Genomic DNA, 19,870 nt, shown 5'->3' on the forward strand with positions numbered 1-19,870 from the left:
CAAACAAATTACACTTAGGTAGAAAAGTAAATAGAGGAGCATATAACAACCGAGCCTTGCATTCCTAGGACGCTTTCAGGCTCGGTTGATTGTGTTTACTCGTTGGAGTTCATGCTTTGCCGTTATCCGTTATCCGTTATCTGTTATCAGATTTCGGATAACGACAAAGCTTGCATCACGCTGCTCCAGGGTAACCATTTAAAGGACTGGTTGTTATCCGGCAGATGATTATGGCCGTCCTGCACCACTAGCATGCCTTGTTGCCATGGGCCGTTGCCCACACTGAGGTGAGTCACCGCAAGACCGTCGGTTTCGCTACTGCCATCGATACTGCCCCCATGGCCATTCTCCATCCCCTGCAAATTGACGCCAATTCTAAATCGGCCCATTTGCTTATAGGGCGGCGCAGCTTGATAAAGCAGATAACTGTGGTTGCCTTGGCTAGATACCACCAGCAAATCCTGCTGTTTACCGTTGATTTGTGCGCCTTGGTAGAGTGAAATCCCTTCGACATCGGGCACTAAGTCGCCGCCTGCCTTAATGATAAGTTCGCCCTTTGTACTGCCATCGGCCTTGGCATCGAATCGCCAAATACCCTTATCCTCTTCACCGATAAAGAGTGCATGCTGGCTTTCATCGACGACACAGCCCTCAACTTGGCTGGGTGTGTGAATATCGCGAACGAGCTTGATAGTTGGCGCGTTATCTTGCCAATCGATACGGTACTGAGCGATGCGGCCAGACTTTTCATTGGCAAACACATAAAGTTTATTGGCATCCTGAAACAGGCACATGCCGTAAATATCCACCATATTGGTGGGCTGATTTGGGTATTCCCTAATCTTGCCATTAGTATCGATTTCATAGAGAGCGAGGCTGTCATTATCCCTTAGGGTTGCGACTGCAATATCGCGCTTTTTGCCACCTAGCATCACTTGCTGGCGTAAATCGACGTTATTAATTCGCCCCGACGGCAGGGCTTGTACCTGCTCGCCACGCATATTAAAGCTTAAGAGTCCCCAACGCTTATTGGTGCCAAGCACGAGACTCTGCTCAGGGTGTGTTGGGTGAACCCAAATGGCGGGGTCATCCATGGTATCACCGGGTCTGTCCGATGGGGCACTTTCAACCCAAGCCGGAATTTCAACAATACTTTCCTGAGCCTCACTTTGGGATGAGGTGAAGGACGTAGGCAAAGCGAGCTCACTAAAGAGATATTGATCGCTTTTATCATCATACACAGCCAGTTCAAGCGAGGGCTCTGCGCCTAATGCTGTGTTTAACGCTGCGCCATGAAGATAGCTACTAAATCCCTGCACTTTAGCTAAGTTATAATCGGCTATTTGTTGGTGATTGAGGCTGATCTCCCCCTTCTTACTGCTAAGCAATAGCTCACCATTTATGACCTGCATGCCCGCGATATCATTGTTAAGAGAGGCCAAAATCAACTTGCCACTATTATCGGCAAAGGGACTGGCATCAAATTGCCAGACGCCCGATTCAGGCTCACTCACGAGCAGCTTGTCGCCATCGATGGCGCAGCCGGTGCTGTTAACCGGGATCGGCTGGCTGCGCATTTTCTTTGGCACAAAATGTTCAGCATCACCAAGGAGCCATTGCTCGCTGTGGCCATCTTCGCCGCCAAACCAAGCATAGATATTGCCGTCCTGCGACCGAGGCTGAATGCAAATCCAGTTGATTTCAAAACTGCCCATAGGCAGTAGCGGCAGCACATTGGTGGCAACTTTCCCTTCGATATGTTTAAGCATGATAGGGCGAATGCGATCGGCGCGGCGATCCAGCGTTAACGCATAAGGATCGCTATAGGCGAGGAGTTCAAACTCACCTTTGACTAAATTTTTGGCGCTCGGCAGCTCGGTGTCATTATGCTTGATACTTTGGAGCATTAGCCCTTGTTTTTCGCTTACCCACAGCCAATCGGGTGTTGAGCTGGAAATGGTGTTAGCGGGCACAGCCTCTTTAAACAGTAAAGGTTGTGCTTGGCTGCCCTTATGGGCAACAACCCTATGTGTTAAGACGCTTTCGGCCTGTGCAAATGCACTCAAGGACAAGGGCATAGAGATGGAGATTGCACAGAGCAGCGCAAGTCTGCGCGGGTTTAAACTGCGGCGTTTATTTTTATTCGCCTGCACGCCAAACTTTACTTTCGGCGTTTGCGGCAGACTGTTTATATGTTGGTTTATCATGGTTTTTATGGTCTTCATCTTATTCAATGATTAACGTCTCGTGTATAGCTTGTATTAGCGCACGCCTAGTAATTGCTGTATTGCACACCAAGCTGGAAGGTGCGGCCATAGGCTTCGTACTGTGCGTTATAGGCGTTATTTCCCGTGTAGCTGTAGTAGGGCTCGTCGGTTAGGTTCACGCCTTTGAAATACAAGGTTAAGCTGCTGGTCAAGTGCGCCTTGGCGACAAAGTCCCATTGCAGGTGATTGTCTTCATAGAGATCGTATCTTTCATCATTTAACTCAGTCACTTCCTGCAGGTACTCGGACTTATAGGCCGCCGATAACCACAAACTGGCGTAGGTGTTTTCATAGCCAAGCGACAAATTAGCAGTGAGGTCCGATTGACTTGGCATCGGAATATCACGGCTATCAAGCTCACCATCATCAATCCAGCTGATGCGGGCGCTGGAATCGGTGTAGGTCAGATTCGAGTTAAGTACCAATGCATTAAAGGGTTCGGGCAGAAAGCTAAACTCCTGTACATAGTTAAGCTCTACGCCATAGATATCGGCATTATCGCCGTTCACAAAGGTTACGGCGCTGTGGGCATCGACATATTCACCGCGGCCAGCGACGTCGGCCTGATAAATAAAATGGCTGATGTCCTTATAGAACATCCCCGCCGATACTAAGCCGATATTGCCAAAGTAATGCTCGAGACTGATATCAAGGTTCATCGCCTCGAGGGATTTAAGCGCAGGATTACCAAAGGTGAGATCGATATCGCCATCCTCCTCCTCGAGTAGATAACCTGGGGCTAGTTGGCCGAAGGTTGGGCGCACTAGGGTGTTAGTCCATGCGGCGCGCAGTACCGTGTTCTCAGATTGACGGTAGGTGAGGTGCAAAGCGGGCAGCCAGTGATCTTCATTGCGGTCATGTGTGATGTCGATAAACGCATTTTGCGCGCCATCGAAGCCATAACCTTTAGCATCCCATTGAGTTTGTTCGAAACGAAGTCCGGTGAGGACGCGTAGTTTGCCAATATCCATATGCCCCATCAAATAGGCGGCATTAATGTCTTCGCTGATATCAAAGTCGTTAATGGTCGACTCGATATCATCACGATTGTTTTCAGCATCCAAGCTGTCTATCAGACTCCAAAGAGGCGAGGCATTGATGCCTTCACCGAATCGACCAAGACTGTAGTCAAGCTCGCCTGTTGCGTATTGGTTCATCAGCAGCGCATCGTCTGCAACACCTTGATCGCTTAGGTCACTGTAAATCCACACCTCCTCGCGATTTGTCTTATCGCGTCGACTCGCCTTAATTCCCGTTTTGAGCTCAGTACTATAACCCCCGAGGGTGAGTTGACGGCTTAAATCCAGTTGCAGGCTGTTGATGGTATCGTCGGCCTTTGATGTGGCAATTTCGATTTCATCGAGCTCAAAGTTTTCACTTAGGTAGTAATCATTCGGTGCAATGATCTGCGGTTGCTTGGTATTGCTAAAGCCTGTGTCATCAATCTTAGCGACAAAGTTAGCACCTGCGATATCTCGGGGTTTATCGGCGGTGGCAGTGCTGTGACTTGCCTGATAATCGAAAGTCCAGCGGTCGAAACGGGTTTGACCGCCTAAAACGAAGGAGGTGATATTTTGATTCTCGGTGCGCGATTTGAACGAGCGGGTCGTTTTACCTTGGCTTAACTCATCTTCCTGCTGCGCCGATTTCCACTTGGTTTTGGCGCTGCTGCGGCTCTCTGTATCGTCAAATTCGCTGTAAAGGCTGCGAAGATACCAATCCGTATCATCGCTTGGACGATAATCTAAGTTGATACCAATGCCTAAACGCTCGCGGTTAATCTCATAATCCCGCGCATCGATGGATTCTAAAGCCGCATCCTCATATCCCCCATCGCCTGCATAGGCCCACTTCCCCCCCGTTTCAACGTTATCCGACCCAAAATCACGGTTATACCAACTGGCAGCAATAGCTAGGCCAAGTTGGTCGGCGAAGATGTCGCTGTAACTCGCGGCTAATTTCGGATTAGTGTTATCGGTGAGACTATCTTGGCTCACCTCGGCGCTCAGGCTTAAGTAAGTATCATCCCTATCGAAAGCTGATAGGCTTTTCACTTCAATGGCGCCGCCTAAGGCATCGGCGTCCATATCTGGGGTGAGCGTTTTGCTAACCTCCACCGATTGCAATAAATCCGATGGCACCACATCGAGTGCTACTGCACGTCTATCACTCTCGGGTGAGGGTAAACGGGTGCCATTCATGGAGACTGAGTTATAGTCCGGCGCCATACCGCGTACGCGGACAAAGCGGCCTTCGCCTTGATCGCGCTCGATGGATAAGCCCGGCACCCGTTGCAGTGATTCACTGATATTGCTGTCGGGGAAGTTGCCCAGCACATCGGCGTTAACCACGTTCAGCACATTGTCGGCGCCGCGCTGGCGGTTCATCGATTTGCTTAAGGCGCCTTGTTGGCCCATCACGCGCATGTGCTCAATTTCTTGGCTATTTATGCTCACGATGCGCTGGGTGGTTTGTCTGTCTTGAATGGTTACGTTTGTTTCAACTGTTGCAGCCCCTAAATAGTTGACCACTAAGGTGTAATCGCCATCCTTAACGCCGACAAAGAAGAAGCGGCCATCGCGGCCAGCCTGTTGGCTAAGGTTAAGCTCCTTTAAAGTGACTGTAGCCCCCGCAAGCGGTTGACTCATGTTATCGCGAATTTGACCTTCCAACTTACCGACGGCTAATGAGCTGCTACTAAATCCTGCAGCCATTAACGCAAGACTTATTACGGATAAGGGAACGCCAAGGTGGGGACGAATGATCATGTTAAGTTCCTATTTTCTACGGCTAGTTTTCTGGAGTCGGTTTGTAATGAGCTCCATGGATGGCGGCCAAGTTAGGGGAGCTTAATGTCAGATTTGTGACGGTAAGTGATAGTGAGCTGGTGTTTGGGGTTGAAAAGGGGATATTTAAGCGTTTTTGTTGGGGTGTGAGCCAAAATGACTCTTTGGTCATAAGTAAGCCTGTTCTTAACTGAATGCTTTAATCTGTGCGTATTGGCCTGCTGCTCCTAAAGCGTAAGGCGGTTAAATCTTCGCGGTATCGCGAGCAGTCAGTTCAGCATGACTAGGTCGACGTGAAAGGTGGGGGGGCTTTAGGTTTGCTATCTACAAGGATCAGGTTTAGCGATAAATCGATGAAATTTAGCAAAGCATGCAAATTGGCTGAGCTAATTTGCCGCTTTACCATTGTGCTCAAGCCTTGATGCATTTGGGCGAGGTTCTCATCCCGCTTTCCCGCCATTGGCACATTTGAAATCGTCACCATATTGTCATAAAGCCAAGTTAACTTGCATGGCCATTAATGGGCCTAACTTTAGTCTTTTTTGTTTGTTGATTTGCCCAAACGAATAAGTAAAAAGAAAAACAAAAGGTATGCATGGTGGAAAACTCGGTCAAATCATTACGTTTAGCTTTTACCTACAGTTTGAGTTTATTCATCGTATTTATTGTGCCGATATTACTTTGGCAAACGACTTTGGCTAAAAACGCGCTGCAGGTGGATTGGCTCGATATAGCCACCGAAGGCGCGTTATTTATCTTAAGTATGTGCTGGTTGATGGTGATTGTGTCTGTGCGCCCGTCGGGGAGTGTCACTAATCTTTTGATTGCAGGGCTATCGAGCTATTGTCTCGGTTGTTATTTGGATCTCTTGGACGAGATATTTATCGTCAAAACCCTTGGTATTTATCACTGGTTTGAGAAGATGCCGACTCCGCTTGGGTTACTGGTATTAACCTACGGCCTGTGGCGCTGGCGGGATGAACAGGCCGTGGTGAACCGCCAGTTACAGACGCGGGAGCAGTATCACCGTGAGCATCATTTAACCGACAGTTTAACTTTGCTAAACGATGCTAAGGCCTTTGAACATCACTTAACCAAGGCGCTGAGTCAACATCAGTCTTTCGGTCTTATCATGTTGGATATTGATCATTTTCATCGTATCAACCAAAAGCTTGGCATGGATGAAGGGGATAAATTACTCACCCAATTGGCTAACTGGTTAAGTTCGGTACTGCGTAATCAGGATATTGTTTGTCGCTATTCGGGCGATAGATTCGTGATTTTACTGAGGGATGTGATCCCTTCGTTTGTCGGTGTGATGGCCGAGCAACTTGAGCATGGTGTGACTCGCTCTAGCGGCGTTGATTGTAGTGCAACCCTAGTATGGATGCTGCCTTCACCAAAAATGATGACAAATAACGACACTGAATTAACCTCTAGGGATGAGGTATTGATGCTACTGCAATCTTTGAATCAAAAAATGTCACAGCAAAAGGCCTCTCGTCCGTCTAAGCAGTGGCAACGTGCGAGTCATGTCAATCAGAGTGAGCCGGCGTAAATGCGCGTCTATGCCAGTTGGCAGGATAAATGTATCGATAGTCAATTACTAGTAGCGAGTATCGTGAGTCTGTTTAAACAGCGTCAATTGAGTCTCGACAAACTTTTAACGGGAACGGGCATTTTTATTGCGGACATTCGCAAACCCAGTCATCAAATCAGCCCTAAACAATTATCAAGACTATTGGATAATGCCTTATCCCTTTGGCCGAGCGGAGATTTGAGTTTTTTGCTCGGGCAGCAGTGGTTACCTTCCCAATCTGGCGTACTGATCTCGGGAATATTTTGCGCCCAGAATTTATATCTTCTAGGGCAGTTTTGGCATAAATATCATTGGCTAACACAGCCTTGGTTACAGACGTGGCGCTGGCAGGGTAAAGAGGAATGGCATTACCTATTGAGCCTCGATTTAGGCATGCAGCGCCATCAACGATTTTTTATCGAGCTGACGCTCTCTACACTTACGGCTTGTTGTAAGCAGCTCTCGGGACAAGTTTGGCAAGGGAGTATCAGTTTTCCCTATCGCGCTCCCGATAATCTTGCCCCTTATTATAAATATTTTGGCACGGATCTCAGCTTCGATGCGCCGCTGTGTCGGGTATCTATGGCAAAGGATGTTATGCAACAACCTTTGTTATTTGCCCGCCAAAGTGTGGCACCAAATCATCATATTGCTAACACTGCCCGGCGTTTACTGATGGCTCAGCCATACCAATTAGGGTTAATGGCCGCGATCAGGCGTCAACTGATGTATGCCAATCTGTCTTTACCCGAAGCGGCGAAGCGTTTGGGTATGAGTGGCGCAACCCTTAAACGCCGATTGGGAGAAATGGGGGTAAGTTATGGCCAGCTGGTGGATGAAACCCGTTTGATAAAGGCGCTTTATTGTTTAGCCCGTCCCGAGCAGGATGCCAATAGTATCGCAACCATGCTTTGCTTTAGCGATGCCAGTAACTTTCGGCGCTCCTTTAAGCGTTGGACGGGGCAATTGCCAACCTATTTTAGGTATTGGTTAGCCTAAAATATTTGCGATCATAACTAACTATTCATTTATTTGCATAAGGGTGAGGAAAAACTCGGGGTTTATACTTTTTTGCATGCAATTTGTTGAATGGTTATTCAATTTAATAGGTGAAAGGGTGATAAGGTATAAACCGTAGGTTACGAGATCCTGTAATGTGTTCAATTGTACAAGCTCAGACCTTATCTCACAGTGTGGTCCACTGATTAAGTTGCTACTGTTATGCTCTTAAGCTTCGTTTGTGAGTATAAATGGCAAGGAAATGGCAAGTAGAAGGGGCGTAAGCATTGTTTCGGTGTTTAAGTCGTATCCCAGAGGTTGATTTTCGCCTAAAATATCCCTCCATTTTATTTTCATCTTCAGGGATGTCGTGTTAATCCATCAGCATTACCATCGCAACGGCCCAGATTATCGCATGGGCGAGCAAATGACTTTTTTGGAGGTAAAGCAAACCTTTGGTTTTAGTCATGTGCGGGTGGGCAGCTGGGTTACACGGGAAGAATCCCTCAAAGCGGCCAACTTAGTATTTGATTCCCTCGCCGATCTCGCCTTTATGTTGAAACTGCCGCCATTGACCTTAGGGTTACGCCAGAGTTTGAGTCTTGCCTTTGGCCATGGAGGGCAAAAGGGGGTTCAGGCGCATTATGCCCCAGCAGCTCGAGAATTGGCACTGGCTAAAAATGCCGGTGCTGGCGCACTTGCCCACGAGTTTTGGCACGCGTTTGACCACTATATTGCGGCCAAGGCCTTTGATGGCAAGATAGGGCGCTTTCAATGCGCAAGCGATCTGTGGCTGGGGGATGCGCGATTAGTTGCCCATCCACTCAATGAACGTTTGTCGGAGATCTTTAGGGTAACGCTGCTGAGTGAAGATAATCAGCAGCCAAGTGACTATGTTCGCTGCGCAATTGTGCTGGATAAACAACATGGTTCGCGCTATTTTGCCAAACCTACCGAAATCATGGCGCGGGCTTTTGAGGCCTGTATCGAGTCCTACCAAGGGATAACCAATCCCTATCTCGTCTCAGGCACGTTGCAATCATCGCTTGCGAAGGAGGGCGCTTATCCCGATATCTCCCACCGAGCGCGAATTTGGCAGGCGCTGATTGCCTATTTTGAGCCTTTAGGGTTGGCGTTATCCAAATAAAAGTGCCGAGGCGGCTGGTGGCCTTTAGGGGGAGATACTGACGCGGCTAAAAATTAGCCCCTCAACAGAAAGATTGACCTACTGAACCCTGCGCTTCTTCAGCATTCACTAATGCAGGTGTTGGTGATGATGGGCAATTATTTTTGTGGATTAGATTGCAGATAATCAGATTAAACGACATTTCGTATTGATAACAATTCGCATTAGCTTTAAAATCGCCTCATTCGAACAGCGGTAGGAAGCCAATAAATGGCAAAAATGAGTAATCGGTTCTGGTTTATGTTGCACGGCTGGGTATCGCTCCCCATCTGGTTAGTGTTTAGCTTTGTGTGCCTAAGCGGTACTGTGGCCGTGCTCAGTCATGAAATTACTTGGTTAACCAATCCTGCGGCCCGTGCTGAGAATCCCGACAATCGTCCTGCTAAGTCCATCGATGAATTGATGCGTGCGGTAGAAGAGGCTTATCCCACGGCTCAGGTATTGAGCGCCATGAATTATGAGCCATACCTCGTTAACTCTATTACCTTTACCGATGTAGATAAGCCCTATGCGATTGCCTATGTGAATCAATACACGGGTGAAGTGCAGCAGGTGAACGAAGGCCTTACCTTTATCGATTTTATGCGTTCATTACACGGCTGGTTATTATTCCCTTGGCAAAGCAGTTACAGCATCGGCTATTACCTCGTCTCTTCAATGGCAATTATGATGCTGGCCTCACTCATTACCGGTTTGGTTGTCTATAAGCGTTTTTGGCGAAGCTTCCTCGCGCCTAAATTACGGTTAACCCAGGGCAAAAAAACCTTGCTGTCGGATCTACACAAATTATCCGGTGTGTGGTCAATTTGGTTTATCGCGCTGATGAGCGTGACGGGCTTGTGGTATTTAACCCAAGCCATCTTTTGGCATGCCGATATCGATATTGAGCCCCATGCCCCATTAGTGGCGATAGAGCAACTGCCACTGTCAAATCAAACTGCTAGTGATGTCGTGCCTAGCGCGCCAGTGAGTTTGGCCGAAGCCCTTAACACGGCTAAGGCGCGTTACCCTGATTTTGAAGCAAGCTATGTGATGCTGCCCGAGCATCAGCGTGATATGTATCATCTAATGGGCAGCGGCGATCATATCTTCTACGATCGCTATTCCTACAGTGTGAGTGTGAATCCTTGGACGGGGGAGATTGCGATGGAATCATCCCCTGAGACCATGAATACCCTGCAAACCTTAACCCATATTGCCGATCCGCTGCACTACGGCACCTTGGGCGGTATTTGGACAAAACTTCTGTGGTTTTTCTTTGGTTTGATCCTATCGGGTATGTCGATTACAGGTTTTATGATGTGGGGACTGCGCCATGTGCGCGCCTTTAAACAGGCGGAAGATCGCGATGTTGTAGCTGAAATGGTCGGGGAGGCCTAATCATGTCGATGTTTAACTCCGTTTTTTGGCTTAAAAATAAATACAAACTGAGTGGTTTAATTCTGATCCTTCCAGCGATATTTTTATATCAGTCTTTGAATCCCACCTTCCCACCCGCATGGCAGAGTCAGCAAATGGGCGAATTTAAAATCGCGCCCATGCCGCTGGATTTAAAGGCGCCGTATTTTCACCACGAAGCCTATGTGAAAGACTTTATGTTGATATTTGAAGCCGGAGATGTGGCTAATATCCGACAGGGCTTTGTGAATATTGGCCCAGAAGCTTTGCCCGTAGAAGCCATGCAAGATGGCGAGAATGGTATTTTACACGGTAGCCGACACGGACAGCATGTTCATGCGATTTCTAATGCAAAGATTGCCGCCAGCGACAAACTTTGGGTGTCTTTACAAAACTGGCAGGGTGAATGGCAGATCAGCCAATGGGCGATTCCCGAAAGCGCATTAGTGATGTAATCCCTAAACATCTTTAACTGCTTAAAGACACAAAATCCCCCTGATAATGTGAGTTACAGGGGGATTTTTATTGCAATCAAAATGCAGTTGAAGCGTTAAAAGTGGCTTACTCTTCAGGGTACACTTTATCTTTATACTCACACAAATCTTCAATGATGCATGAGCCGCAGCGGGGTTTACGGGCGATGCAGGTGTAGCGGCCGTGGAGAATAAACCAGTGGTGCACATCGACCTTAAACTCGGCGGGAACCACTTTTAGCATTTTATCTTCGACTTCAACCACGTTTTTGCCGGGCGCAAAATTAGTGCGGTTTGCCATGCGAAAGATATGGGTATCAACGGCGATGGTCGGCCAGCCAAAGGCGGTGTTTAATACCACGTTAGCGGTTTTACGGCCCACACCCGGCAGTGCCTCTAAGGCTTCTCTGTCCTCTGGCACTTCACCATTGTATTTCTCAATCAGGATTTCACAGGCTTTGATAACGTTAATTGCTTTGTTGTTATAAAGGCCAATGGTTTTGATATATTCCTTTAATCCGTCAACGCCTAATGCGTAGATACTGTGGGCAGTATTGGCGACAGGGAACAGCTTATCGGTGGCCTTATTAACGCTCACATCCGTTGCCTGTGCCGACAGGGTTACCGCGACCAATAATTCGAAGGGGCTTGAGAAGTTCAGCTCGGTTTCGGGTTTGGGATTGTTGTCGCGAAGGCGGGTAAGGATTTGAATGCGTTTATCTTTATTCATGGAAATTCCTGTAAGAGGGTGGGTTAAAACCCACCTCACAGTGATTTGTAGCGTAAATGGTGTTTATCCCACCTTGGTAATACGTGCTCGGGTAACGCTAGGCTCTTGCACAGGTGCTGCTTCACGTTCTTTAAGTTTTTTATCAATCACGTTTTTAAGGGCGATTAATAGCCCCATCACGATAAAGGCGCCCGGTGGCAACATCGCTAGCAGAAAATGGGTATCCACATGCCAAATATGCACCTTTAATGCGGTTGCCCATGGGCCGAGTAACTGCTCTGCGCCATCAAACAGCGTGCCTTGGCTTAATAGTTCACGGCTTGCTCCCAGTACGGCAAGCACTAAGGTAAAACCTAAGCCCATCATTAAACCGTCAAAAGCAGCACTCAGCGGATTGTTGCGTGAAGCAAAGGCTTCGGCTCGGCCGATAATAATGCAGTTAGTCACAATCAGCGGTAAGAAAATCCCGAGAGACAAATACAGGCCGTAGGCGTAAGCGTTAATCAGTAGCTGAACCGCCGTCACCAGTGCGGCGATGATCATCACAAACACAGGGATACGAATTTCCTTGGGGACAAAGTCGCGCACCAGGGAAACCAGCACGTTAGAGCCAATTAACACTAGCATAGTGGCAAGGCCTAAACCGAGGGCGTTAGTCAGGGTGGCGGTTACCGCAAGCAGCGGGCACAGCCCTAATAATTGCACTAGGCCTGGGTTGTTTTTCCAGAGGCCTTGCCAGGCGATATCACGGAAATTAGTCATGGTTGGCCTCACAATTAAGTGGCTGGTTGAAAATCTGCTTCTGATTGTTATTAAAGTACCAAACCGCACGTTTAACCGCTTTCACGTAGGCTCGTGGGGTGATGGTGGCGCCAGTGAATTGGTCGAAATCACCGCCGTCCTTTTTCACTAACCATTGTTTATCTTCTTCACTGCGCACAAATTTGCCAACAAACTGCTGTACCCAATCGGATTTGCGTAAATCGATTTTATCACCTAGTCCTGGCGTTTCTTGATGGGCGAGGGTGCGTACACCGAGGACTTCGCCTTGGGTATTTATGCCAATAATGAGTTTGATGTTACCGTTATAGCCGTCGGGTGCGATGGTTTCAATAGCGATGGCCACAGGCTTATCGGCTTTGGTGGCAATATAGGCGGGCTGGGCATCTTCGCTGCCAAACACCTCTTTATCCTGCAGCAGGGTGCACTGGGCGGTAAGATCGTTATCGTGAATGTCATCGGGGATCAGTTGGTGCAGCACGCGCATTAATTCCTGCTGCTCTTGATGCTTAATCTGATCTTGGGTTTGTTGATTCACAAAAGCCACGAGCCCAGTACATAGCAGGGCAAAAAGAGCCAATAACAAACCATTTTTAATCATTGGGTTATTCAATATTTGTTCCTCAATTCCGCATCTGGCTTAGAGTGCTGAATGACCATAGGTGCGCGGACGGACGTAGTAGTCGATAAAAGGCGCGCACAGGTTGGCCAATAAGACGGCAAAGGCGAAGGCATCGGGGTAGCCACCCTCGATGCGAATGATATAAACCACGACACCAATCAGGACACCGAAAATGATTCGGCCACGTGGGCTGGTTGCCGCGGTCACAGGATCGGTTGCGATAAAGAAGGCCGCTAACATGGTTGCACCCGAGAACAGGTGAAATAATGGACTCGCTTGGGTATCGGGTGAGAGTAAAAAACCTGCGCTTGAGGCGACAAAAAGCCCAGCTAAAACACCAGTGCTGATATGCCAGCGAATGGCTTTAAGCTTTAACAGCACCAAACCGCCGGCAAGATACGCTAAATTCACCCAGAACCAACCCACGCCAGTGCTGCCATCAAATATGGCCTTAGACAGGCTTTCAGTGCTGGTGAGTCCCATGGAGAGATCGGTTTTTAGGGTATCGAGCGGCGTTGCCATCGTGACACCATCGATGCCAAGCTTGAATTGTTCCATGGTCAAATTGGCATTGATTTGGAAAATCATCTGCAAGCTATCGATAAAACCTGGGGTGTGTTGGGCGATGGTCGATGGGGCAATCCAACTGGTCATTTGCACTGGGAATGACACTAGCAATAGCACATAAGCGGCCATCGCTGGGTTAAACAGGTTATGGCCCAGACCACCGTAAAGGTGTTTGACAATCACAATAGCAAATACGGTACCCAGTACTATCATCCACCAAGGTGCCAGCTGCGGAATCGCAACCCCAATCAGCATGGCCGTTAACATAGCGCTGTTATCGCTAAGGGCTGACTTGATACTGCGATTGCGCAGTTTCATCACCGCGGCTTCACAAGCTAAAGCAACCGCAATTGCAAGTAGTACTTGGATAAGCGTGCCCCAACCAAAGAAGGCACATTGCACCACAAGACCGGGTAGCAAACATAAAATCACCCTTTGCATCACCGTTGAGGTCTGCAAATTGCGTGTCACATGGGGTGATGAGGCTATCTTAAACGCCATCCTGTTTCCTTTTTAAATGCTTTGAACGTTAAGCTATTTAGTTGCTTAGTCATGTTCTTTACTGTTGATCTTCATTTTGAGCCGTCTTGGCATCGCGCTCGGCTTTTTTTGCTTTAGCTCGGGCAACGGCGAGGGCAACTTTTGCCTTTTTCGCTTCTTCTGCACTCAGCTCTATAGGTGCGCTTTGTTCAGCTTCAGGCTCAACTTTTGTTTGAAGTGTTGCTTCCTCGTTTTCAACCAGTACTTCGGCGACTGTTTCGGCAACCTGCGATGACGCTTCGGGCACGGTTATCGATGCTTCAGCATGCTCTTCTGCAGTCGCTTGCTGCGCTGCTTTCTTCGCCTTAGCACGGGCGACTGCAGCGGCAACTTTGGCCTTTTTGAGATCTTCAGGGCTGAGCTCTTCTGAAATGAGTGCTTCTGAAGCACCTTGTGTATTCGAATCTGTGTGTTCCGGCGTTTGAGGCGAGGCTAGATCTGTTGCTGCACCTTCAGTTTCTGCCTGTTGGGCAGCTTTCTTGGCCTTGGCACGGGCAACGGCCGCAGCAACCTTGGCTTTTTTGGCATCCTCAGGACTTAACGCTGTGTCATCGACTGTACTTCCTGCGGGTGACGTGACTGAAATAGTCGGCGTTTCATCCCCTTGAGTCTGCACCAATTGGGCCGCTTTCTTGGCTTTCGCCCGAGCTACGGCTGCCGCAACTTTGGCTTTTTTATCAGCTTCGCTTGAAGAGGACAGAGCTTCGTCTGGTGCGAGGGTGTTAGCTATTTTTGTATCCTCAGATACTGACTCTTCAACACCATGAGTCGATTGCCTTTGCTGCGCGGCTTTTTTAGCTTTAGCGCGGGCGATGGCTGCCGCGACCTTATCCTTTTGACTCAAAGCTTCGCTTGGTGCGTCGACTTGTTCAGCAGTGTCGGTCTCTTGCGAGTCACTCGTCCCGGAATTTGATGGCGTGTCAGCACCACCACTCTGCAATGTAGCTTTTTTGGCCTTAGCCCGAGCAATGGCAGCCGCGACGGCCGCTTTACCCTTAGGAGTGTTGGATTCAGCTGCGCTGGTTGTATCAACCACAGTGGTGTCTGATTGCGCCTCTGCCGCCGCTTTTTTCGCGGCAATGCGCGCCATGGCTTCAGCTACTGCATTCTTATCGGTTGATGTCATGCTCGCCTGACGACGTTCTGCAGCCTCTTTTGCCTTGGCTTCGCGGGCCAGCTTTTCAGCTTCAAGACGCTCGATACGCGCCTCGAATCTGTGTTTAGCACGCTCCGCCCGTTGTTTTTCTTCGGCGGCTTGTTTCAATGCAGATTTGGCAATGCGGTAATATTCAACCAGTGGAATATCACTCGGGCACACATAACTGCAGCAACCACACTCAATGCAATCCTTAAGATTAAAGCTTGCGGCCTTATCGTATTCTTCAGCTTTAGCGTGCCAAAACAGTTGTTGGGGTAGTAGCAGTGCGGGGCAGACTGCAGCACATTCGCCGCAGCGGATACAGGCCTTTTCTTCTGGCGTTTCGCCGATTTCAGCAAGGCTTGGCACCAGAATACAGTTAGTGCCCTTTAAGACGGGCACCTTCACCGTCGGCAGGGCGTGTCCCATCATTGGGCCGCCGATAATGACTTTTTGGTCGGCTTCTGCGGTGAAGTCAGTTTGTGCAAGCACATGCTCAACGGGCGTTCCGATTGGTAGCCAATAGTTGCCAGGTTTAGCAACACTTTGGCCTGTGACTGTGACGACGCGTTCGACTAAAGGTTTGCCCAGAGTTACCGCTTGGTGAATCGCAAAGGCGGTACCGACGTTGTGCACCACAATGCCAAGTTTGGCAGGGATGGCACCCGATGGGACTTCTTGTCCGGTGATGATTTGAATAAGCTGTTTTTCACCGCCCGATGGGTATTTAGTTGGGATAACAGTGACCCGAACCGTTGATGTAGGGAGTTCTGACTCCTTAACGGCTTGCTGCATGGCCTTAATGGCTTCAGGTTTGTTATCTTCAATCGCAATGACAATACGCTTTGGTGACAGTAGGCGGTGGATAATACCAATCCCAGAGAGGATATCTTGGCTGTATTCCCGCATTAAGCGGTCGTCGGCGCTGATGTAGGGCTCGCATTCCACGCCGTTGATGATAACGAGTTCAATTTCACTGACAGGATTTAACTTGATATGGCTTGGGAAGGCAGCGCCGCCCATGCCCGCGATACCCGCCTGATGGATTTTAGCCACCATTTGCGCATTGGTAAGGTCATCAATCTGATTCGCGGTTAGCTCACACCATTGATCTTCACCGTCAGCGGCAATGACGCAGGTGTTAACTGGCAGTGCTGAGGCGTGGTTACTGGCTCTAGGTTCAATTGCAACCACTGTGCCCGAGGTTGGCGCATGCACGGGAAGATGCCAAATCGAGGTGCCTTGGGTAAGTGGTGTGCCTTTTAATACCTTCTCGCCGACCTTTACGGCAAGGGTGCAGTTTTCACCGACCTGAGGCACAGGGACAAAATATTCCTGTGCTAAAGGTAATTGGCCAATCGGTGTCGTATTGGAGAGGAATTTGACTTCGGGTGGATGAATGCCACCGAGAGAGCGCCAAAGGGTTCCTTTATCTAATTGATCTAATAAAGTTAGCACCGCTTACTGTCTCCCCACTGCATCGCTTGTGTTATTGGTATCGTGAATTTGCGTCACTGGGATAGCATTCAAACGCCAATTCCAATTTTTAAGATTTTGACCCACAGGGATCATGTCGATACAGTCGACGGGGCAGGGTTCAACGCAAAGATCGCAGCCCGTACAATCGGCGGTGAGCACGGTATGCATGAGTTTTCCGGCGCCGATGATCGCATCCACAGGGCAGGCCTGAATACACTTAGTACAACCAATACATTCATCCTCACGGATATAAGCGACTTTTTTCACTTGGGATTGGGCTTCAGCATTGAGCGGCTCAGGCTCGACCCCCATTAAGCCAGCAAGTTTTTCCATCGTAGGGGTGCCACCGGGAGGGCATTTATTGATTTTATCGCCATTGGCGATGGCTTCTGCATAGGGCCGGCAACCGGGATAACCACACTGACCGCATTGGGTCTGGGGTAAAATGGCTTCTAATTCATCAACAATAGGGTTGCCTTCAACCTTGAACTTAAGCGCGGCAAAGCCTAATAGGACCCCAAAAAATAGTGCAAGTAGGGTCAGCAGTATGACTGCAATTAACATGGTGGACATCTTACTTAACCAATCCTGTAAAGCCCATAAAGGCCAGTGACATTAGGCCTGCGGTGATCATCGCAATCGCGCCGCCCTTAAACGGCGTCGGCACATCGGCGGCGGCCAAACGTTCACGCATGGCGGAGAAAAGAATCAACACGAGGGAGAAGCCGACCGCGGCGCCAAAGCCGTAGATAGCCGATTGAATGAAATCGTGTTTTTCGTTGACGTTTAACAGTGCGACCCCTAATACCGCGCAGTTTGTGGTGATTAGCGGCAGATAGATACCTAAGGCGCGGTGCAGTGCTGCACTGGTTTTTTGCACGACCATCTCGGTAAATTGCACCACAACAGCGATCACCAAGATAAAACTCATGGTACGTAAATAGCTGAGGTCAAAGGGTAATAATAGATATTGATTCACTAGGTAACTGAGAATTGAAGCTAAGGTCAACACGAAGGTGGTAGCCATAGACATGCCGATAGCGGACTCCAATTTACTGGAGACCCCCATGAAAGGACATAAACCTAAGAATTTCACTAAAACGAAATTGTTGACCAACACAGTACTGATCAACAACAGGAGATATTCACTCATCTCAATACTTGTTTAAACGGATCTTGGCCGTATTATCGACTTTTCCGTTTCTATAAACAACATATAGAATGCAGGGTTAACTATCTTTACGGTAAATTTACCGCTTAAGTTAACCCTGAGTTGACTAAATCTGATCTGTGTTTGTGATGGGTTGTGGCTGAGCGATATAAAATCCCTGTAAACCATCAATGAGTAATTTCTCGAGGGTAAGTTTTTCCTCTTGGCGTTCAACACTGGTTGCAATAACGCGAATATTTAAGCGTCTTGCAACATCCACCATCATACGCACGAAGAATTTATTGTTGCTGTCCTCATCGATGGCCGAGGTGTAACTGCCGTCGAGTTTGATGTAGTCGGGGCGAACTTCACTGAAGAATTTAAATGAAGTAAAACTCATCCCAAAGCGCTCAATGGAAACTCTAGAGCCCACCGAATGGATTTCTCTCACGAATTTATAGCTGGCACCCAAGTTTGCCTGCATACCCGATTCGTTAATCTCAAACACCAAACGCGATGCAATGTATTTTTGTCTGTCGAGAATATCACCTAACCAGGCCACGAATGGTTCTTGATGGGCGGAGAAGGCGCTGATATTAATACCAAAGTTACCTTTAATGGATGGATTATCTTTAATCAACCTGATGGCACTCAGTACCACTAATTTATCAAGTTCGGTACTTAATCCATGGCGTTCAGCCATGGCAATGACCGTCGTGGTTGGCAGGAATTTACCATCGCTATTATAGAAACGTGCGAGTAGCTCGCGGTAGGCTTCGACGTCATGGCGACAAGGTTGAATGGGCTGTTGATAAAACTTAAGGGCATTACGATCGACTATATCGTGGATTGCCACCTTCCAATTGTCATCACCAAAGTGCTCATTCCCATCCACTTCTTCCAATATATGGTAATTATTCGGGCCTAGGGTTTGCGCGATACTCACTGCGGTGTCACCCACCATTAATAAACTTGCAGGTTCCATTCCCTGACGATAGGGCGTAAGTCCGATATGGGCGATAGACTCGAGTTGAGTCAACTTTTGATACTCGTCTAGATTTTGTTTTAACTGCTCAAGGAAATCGGTGGCATCCCTTAGCAATACATCGGGGATGAACACGGCAAAATCGGCACTGGATAATCGGAAGCACTCGGCATCGGCGTATTTAGTACAGGCCTTGCGGATGCAGGTTGAAACATTCAGCAGGTAATCGTCGCCGGCGCTCCGTCCTTGAAGTTGATTTACGTGGGCAAGTTCGGTCGCCTTAATTGTCGCTAACAAACCAAATTGGGGGATTGCCTTATTACTGATGCTCTCTAACTTATGGGAGAAGGGTGGGCGGCTGCCAAAACCGGTAATTGGATCTTGGAATGCTGCTTTTTGCAGCGTTTCATTTTCTAGATTGAGTTTGTCGAGCTGTGTCTTTAGGTTGAAACGGCAGTCCTCTAGCGCATCGACTATGGGGGACATGTCCCCGCTCAATTTTGAAGATTGAATGGCTGAAAAACTAAAATCGGGAATATGCTTAATGTACTCGGCGGTATAGCGAATGCCCGCTTTGAATCTGGCAAACAATAACGTAAAGAGGATGATAAGAATAAGGTAAGTTATCGCGAGCATCATAGCCCATTCTTGGGTGGTTTCGATGGCATCCTCTATGGCATCACTTGCACTTAGCTTGACTTGCAGTCGACCGGTACCCACTTTTTGTGTGTGATTTAAATCGAGGGAAAAAAGACCTGCGAACGCATTTGGATCCTTAAAGGTTAAACTCCCTTCGGTGAAATTACGTAATCCGTCAGTGTCATCAACGAACTGAAAAAATAAAAATCCATAGTCGGCCGTCATGCTTTGATATAACTCAGCACCGTTCCCTGACCACTGAGTATATTTATCCAAATAGGTTTTAAAATGTTCAAGCTCTTGCTGTTGCTCTGACTGTAAGCGGTGATTTTCGTTTTGATAAACCCAGCCAAACAAACCCAAAAATACCACCAGTAGTAAGATGGGGTAAGATTTTGACATCGTCATAGTACATCCATTTTCTGTTGTTCTGAGTCCATATTAGCACTTTGCGGTTTGTGGCTATCTTTGTGAAGATACTCAGAATTTTGTTGATCAAAGTTAACAGAGTTTAACTGTATTTGGTTTAAAACAGAAATTGATGAATAAAAA

General features: G+C 48.1%; 15 protein-coding genes. 5 read left to right on the plus strand and 10 right to left on the minus strand.

Annotated elements, in window-relative coordinates; genetic code table 11:
* Positions 1-146: 146 nt before the first annotated feature.
* Together K0H61_RS08460 and K0H61_RS08465 are read right to left on the minus strand one after the other, a co-directional pair.
* Positions 147-2,225 carry a phytase gene (locus K0H61_RS08460; RefSeq protein ID WP_258406033.1) on the minus strand — a complete coding sequence of 693 codons (2,079 nt, stop codon included), beginning with the start codon at positions 2,223-2,225 and terminating at the stop codon, positions 147-149.
* Between the two features lie 47 nt (positions 2,226-2,272).
* On the minus strand, positions 2,273-5,035 hold the full coding sequence (locus K0H61_RS08465) for a TonB-dependent receptor (RefSeq protein WP_220052240.1): 2,763 nt from the start codon (positions 5,033-5,035) through the stop codon (positions 2,273-2,275).
* A 613-nt stretch (positions 5,036-5,648) separates the two neighbouring features.
* On the opposite strand from K0H61_RS08465, the gene K0H61_RS08470 reads away from it, so the two are divergent.
* The 5 genes from K0H61_RS08470 (at position 5,649) to K0H61_RS08490 (ending at position 10,670) form a co-directional block, all read left to right on the plus strand.
* Positions 5,649-6,611 carry a GGDEF domain-containing protein gene (locus K0H61_RS08470; protein ID WP_258406034.1) on the plus strand — a complete coding sequence of 321 codons (963 nt, stop codon included), beginning with the start codon at positions 5,649-5,651 and terminating at the stop codon, positions 6,609-6,611.
* Positions 6,612-7,631 carry an AraC family transcriptional regulator gene (locus K0H61_RS08475; RefSeq protein ID WP_220052241.1) on the plus strand — a complete coding sequence of 340 codons (1,020 nt, stop codon included), beginning with the start codon at positions 6,612-6,614 and terminating at the stop codon, positions 7,629-7,631.
* A gap of 370 nt (positions 7,632-8,001) precedes the next feature.
* Positions 8,002-8,778: a CLCA_X family protein gene (locus K0H61_RS08480; protein WP_220052242.1), complete on the plus strand. Its 777-nt coding sequence runs from the start codon at positions 8,002-8,004 to the stop codon at positions 8,776-8,778.
* A gap of 249 nt (positions 8,779-9,027) precedes the next feature.
* Positions 9,028-10,197, plus strand: a complete 1,170-nt coding sequence (locus K0H61_RS08485; protein WP_220052243.1) for a PepSY-associated TM helix domain-containing protein — start codon at positions 9,028-9,030, stop codon at positions 10,195-10,197.
* A gap of 8 nt (positions 10,198-10,205) precedes the next feature.
* On the plus strand, positions 10,206-10,670 hold the full coding sequence (locus K0H61_RS08490) for a PA2404 family protein (protein ID WP_434086616.1): 465 nt from the start codon (positions 10,206-10,208) through the stop codon (positions 10,668-10,670).
* 106 nt (positions 10,671-10,776) lie between these two features.
* Here K0H61_RS08490 and nth read toward each other — a convergent pair whose 3' ends face one another.
* From nth to K0H61_RS08530, 8 genes are all read right to left on the minus strand, one after another.
* Positions 10,777-11,418 carry an endonuclease III gene (nth, locus tag K0H61_RS08495; RefSeq protein WP_220052245.1) on the minus strand — a complete coding sequence of 214 codons (642 nt, stop codon included), beginning with the start codon at positions 11,416-11,418 and terminating at the stop codon, positions 10,777-10,779.
* 63 nt (positions 11,419-11,481) lie between these two features.
* Positions 11,482-12,180, minus strand: a complete 699-nt coding sequence (locus K0H61_RS08500) for an electron transport complex subunit E (protein ID WP_220052246.1) — start codon at positions 12,178-12,180, stop codon at positions 11,482-11,484.
* Positions 12,173-12,811: an electron transport complex subunit RsxG gene (gene rsxG / locus K0H61_RS08505; protein WP_220052247.1), complete on the minus strand. Its 639-nt coding sequence runs from the start codon at positions 12,809-12,811 to the stop codon at positions 12,173-12,175. The genes K0H61_RS08500 and rsxG overlap by 8 nt, the downstream gene beginning before the upstream one ends.
* 27 nt (positions 12,812-12,838) lie before the next feature.
* Positions 12,839-13,888: an electron transport complex subunit RsxD gene (gene rsxD / locus K0H61_RS08510; RefSeq protein WP_220052248.1), complete on the minus strand. Its 1,050-nt coding sequence runs from the start codon at positions 13,886-13,888 to the stop codon at positions 12,839-12,841.
* Between the two features lie 58 nt (positions 13,889-13,946).
* A complete protein-coding gene (gene rsxC / locus K0H61_RS08515; protein ID WP_220052249.1) occupies positions 13,947-16,523 on the minus strand; it encodes an electron transport complex subunit RsxC in 2,577 nt (858 codons plus the stop codon).
* Positions 16,524-16,526: 3 nt separating this feature from the next.
* Positions 16,527-17,117, minus strand: coding sequence for an electron transport complex subunit RsxB (gene rsxB / locus K0H61_RS08520; RefSeq protein ID WP_220052250.1), 591 nt, complete (start codon positions 17,115-17,117; stop codon positions 16,527-16,529).
* A 1-nt stretch (position 17,118) separates the two neighbouring features.
* Positions 17,119-17,697, minus strand: coding sequence for an electron transport complex subunit RsxA (rsxA, locus tag K0H61_RS08525; RefSeq protein WP_220052251.1), 579 nt, complete (start codon positions 17,695-17,697; stop codon positions 17,119-17,121).
* Between the two features lie 124 nt (positions 17,698-17,821).
* Positions 17,822-19,726 carry a bifunctional diguanylate cyclase/phosphodiesterase gene (locus K0H61_RS08530; RefSeq protein WP_220052252.1) on the minus strand — a complete coding sequence of 635 codons (1,905 nt, stop codon included), beginning with the start codon at positions 19,724-19,726 and terminating at the stop codon, positions 17,822-17,824.
* Between the last annotated feature and the right edge of the window lie 144 nt (positions 19,727-19,870).

This window comes from Shewanella acanthi, from assembly GCF_019457475.1.
In the GTDB taxonomy this organism is placed as follows: Bacteria; Pseudomonadota; Gammaproteobacteria; order Enterobacterales; family Shewanellaceae; genus Shewanella; species Shewanella acanthi.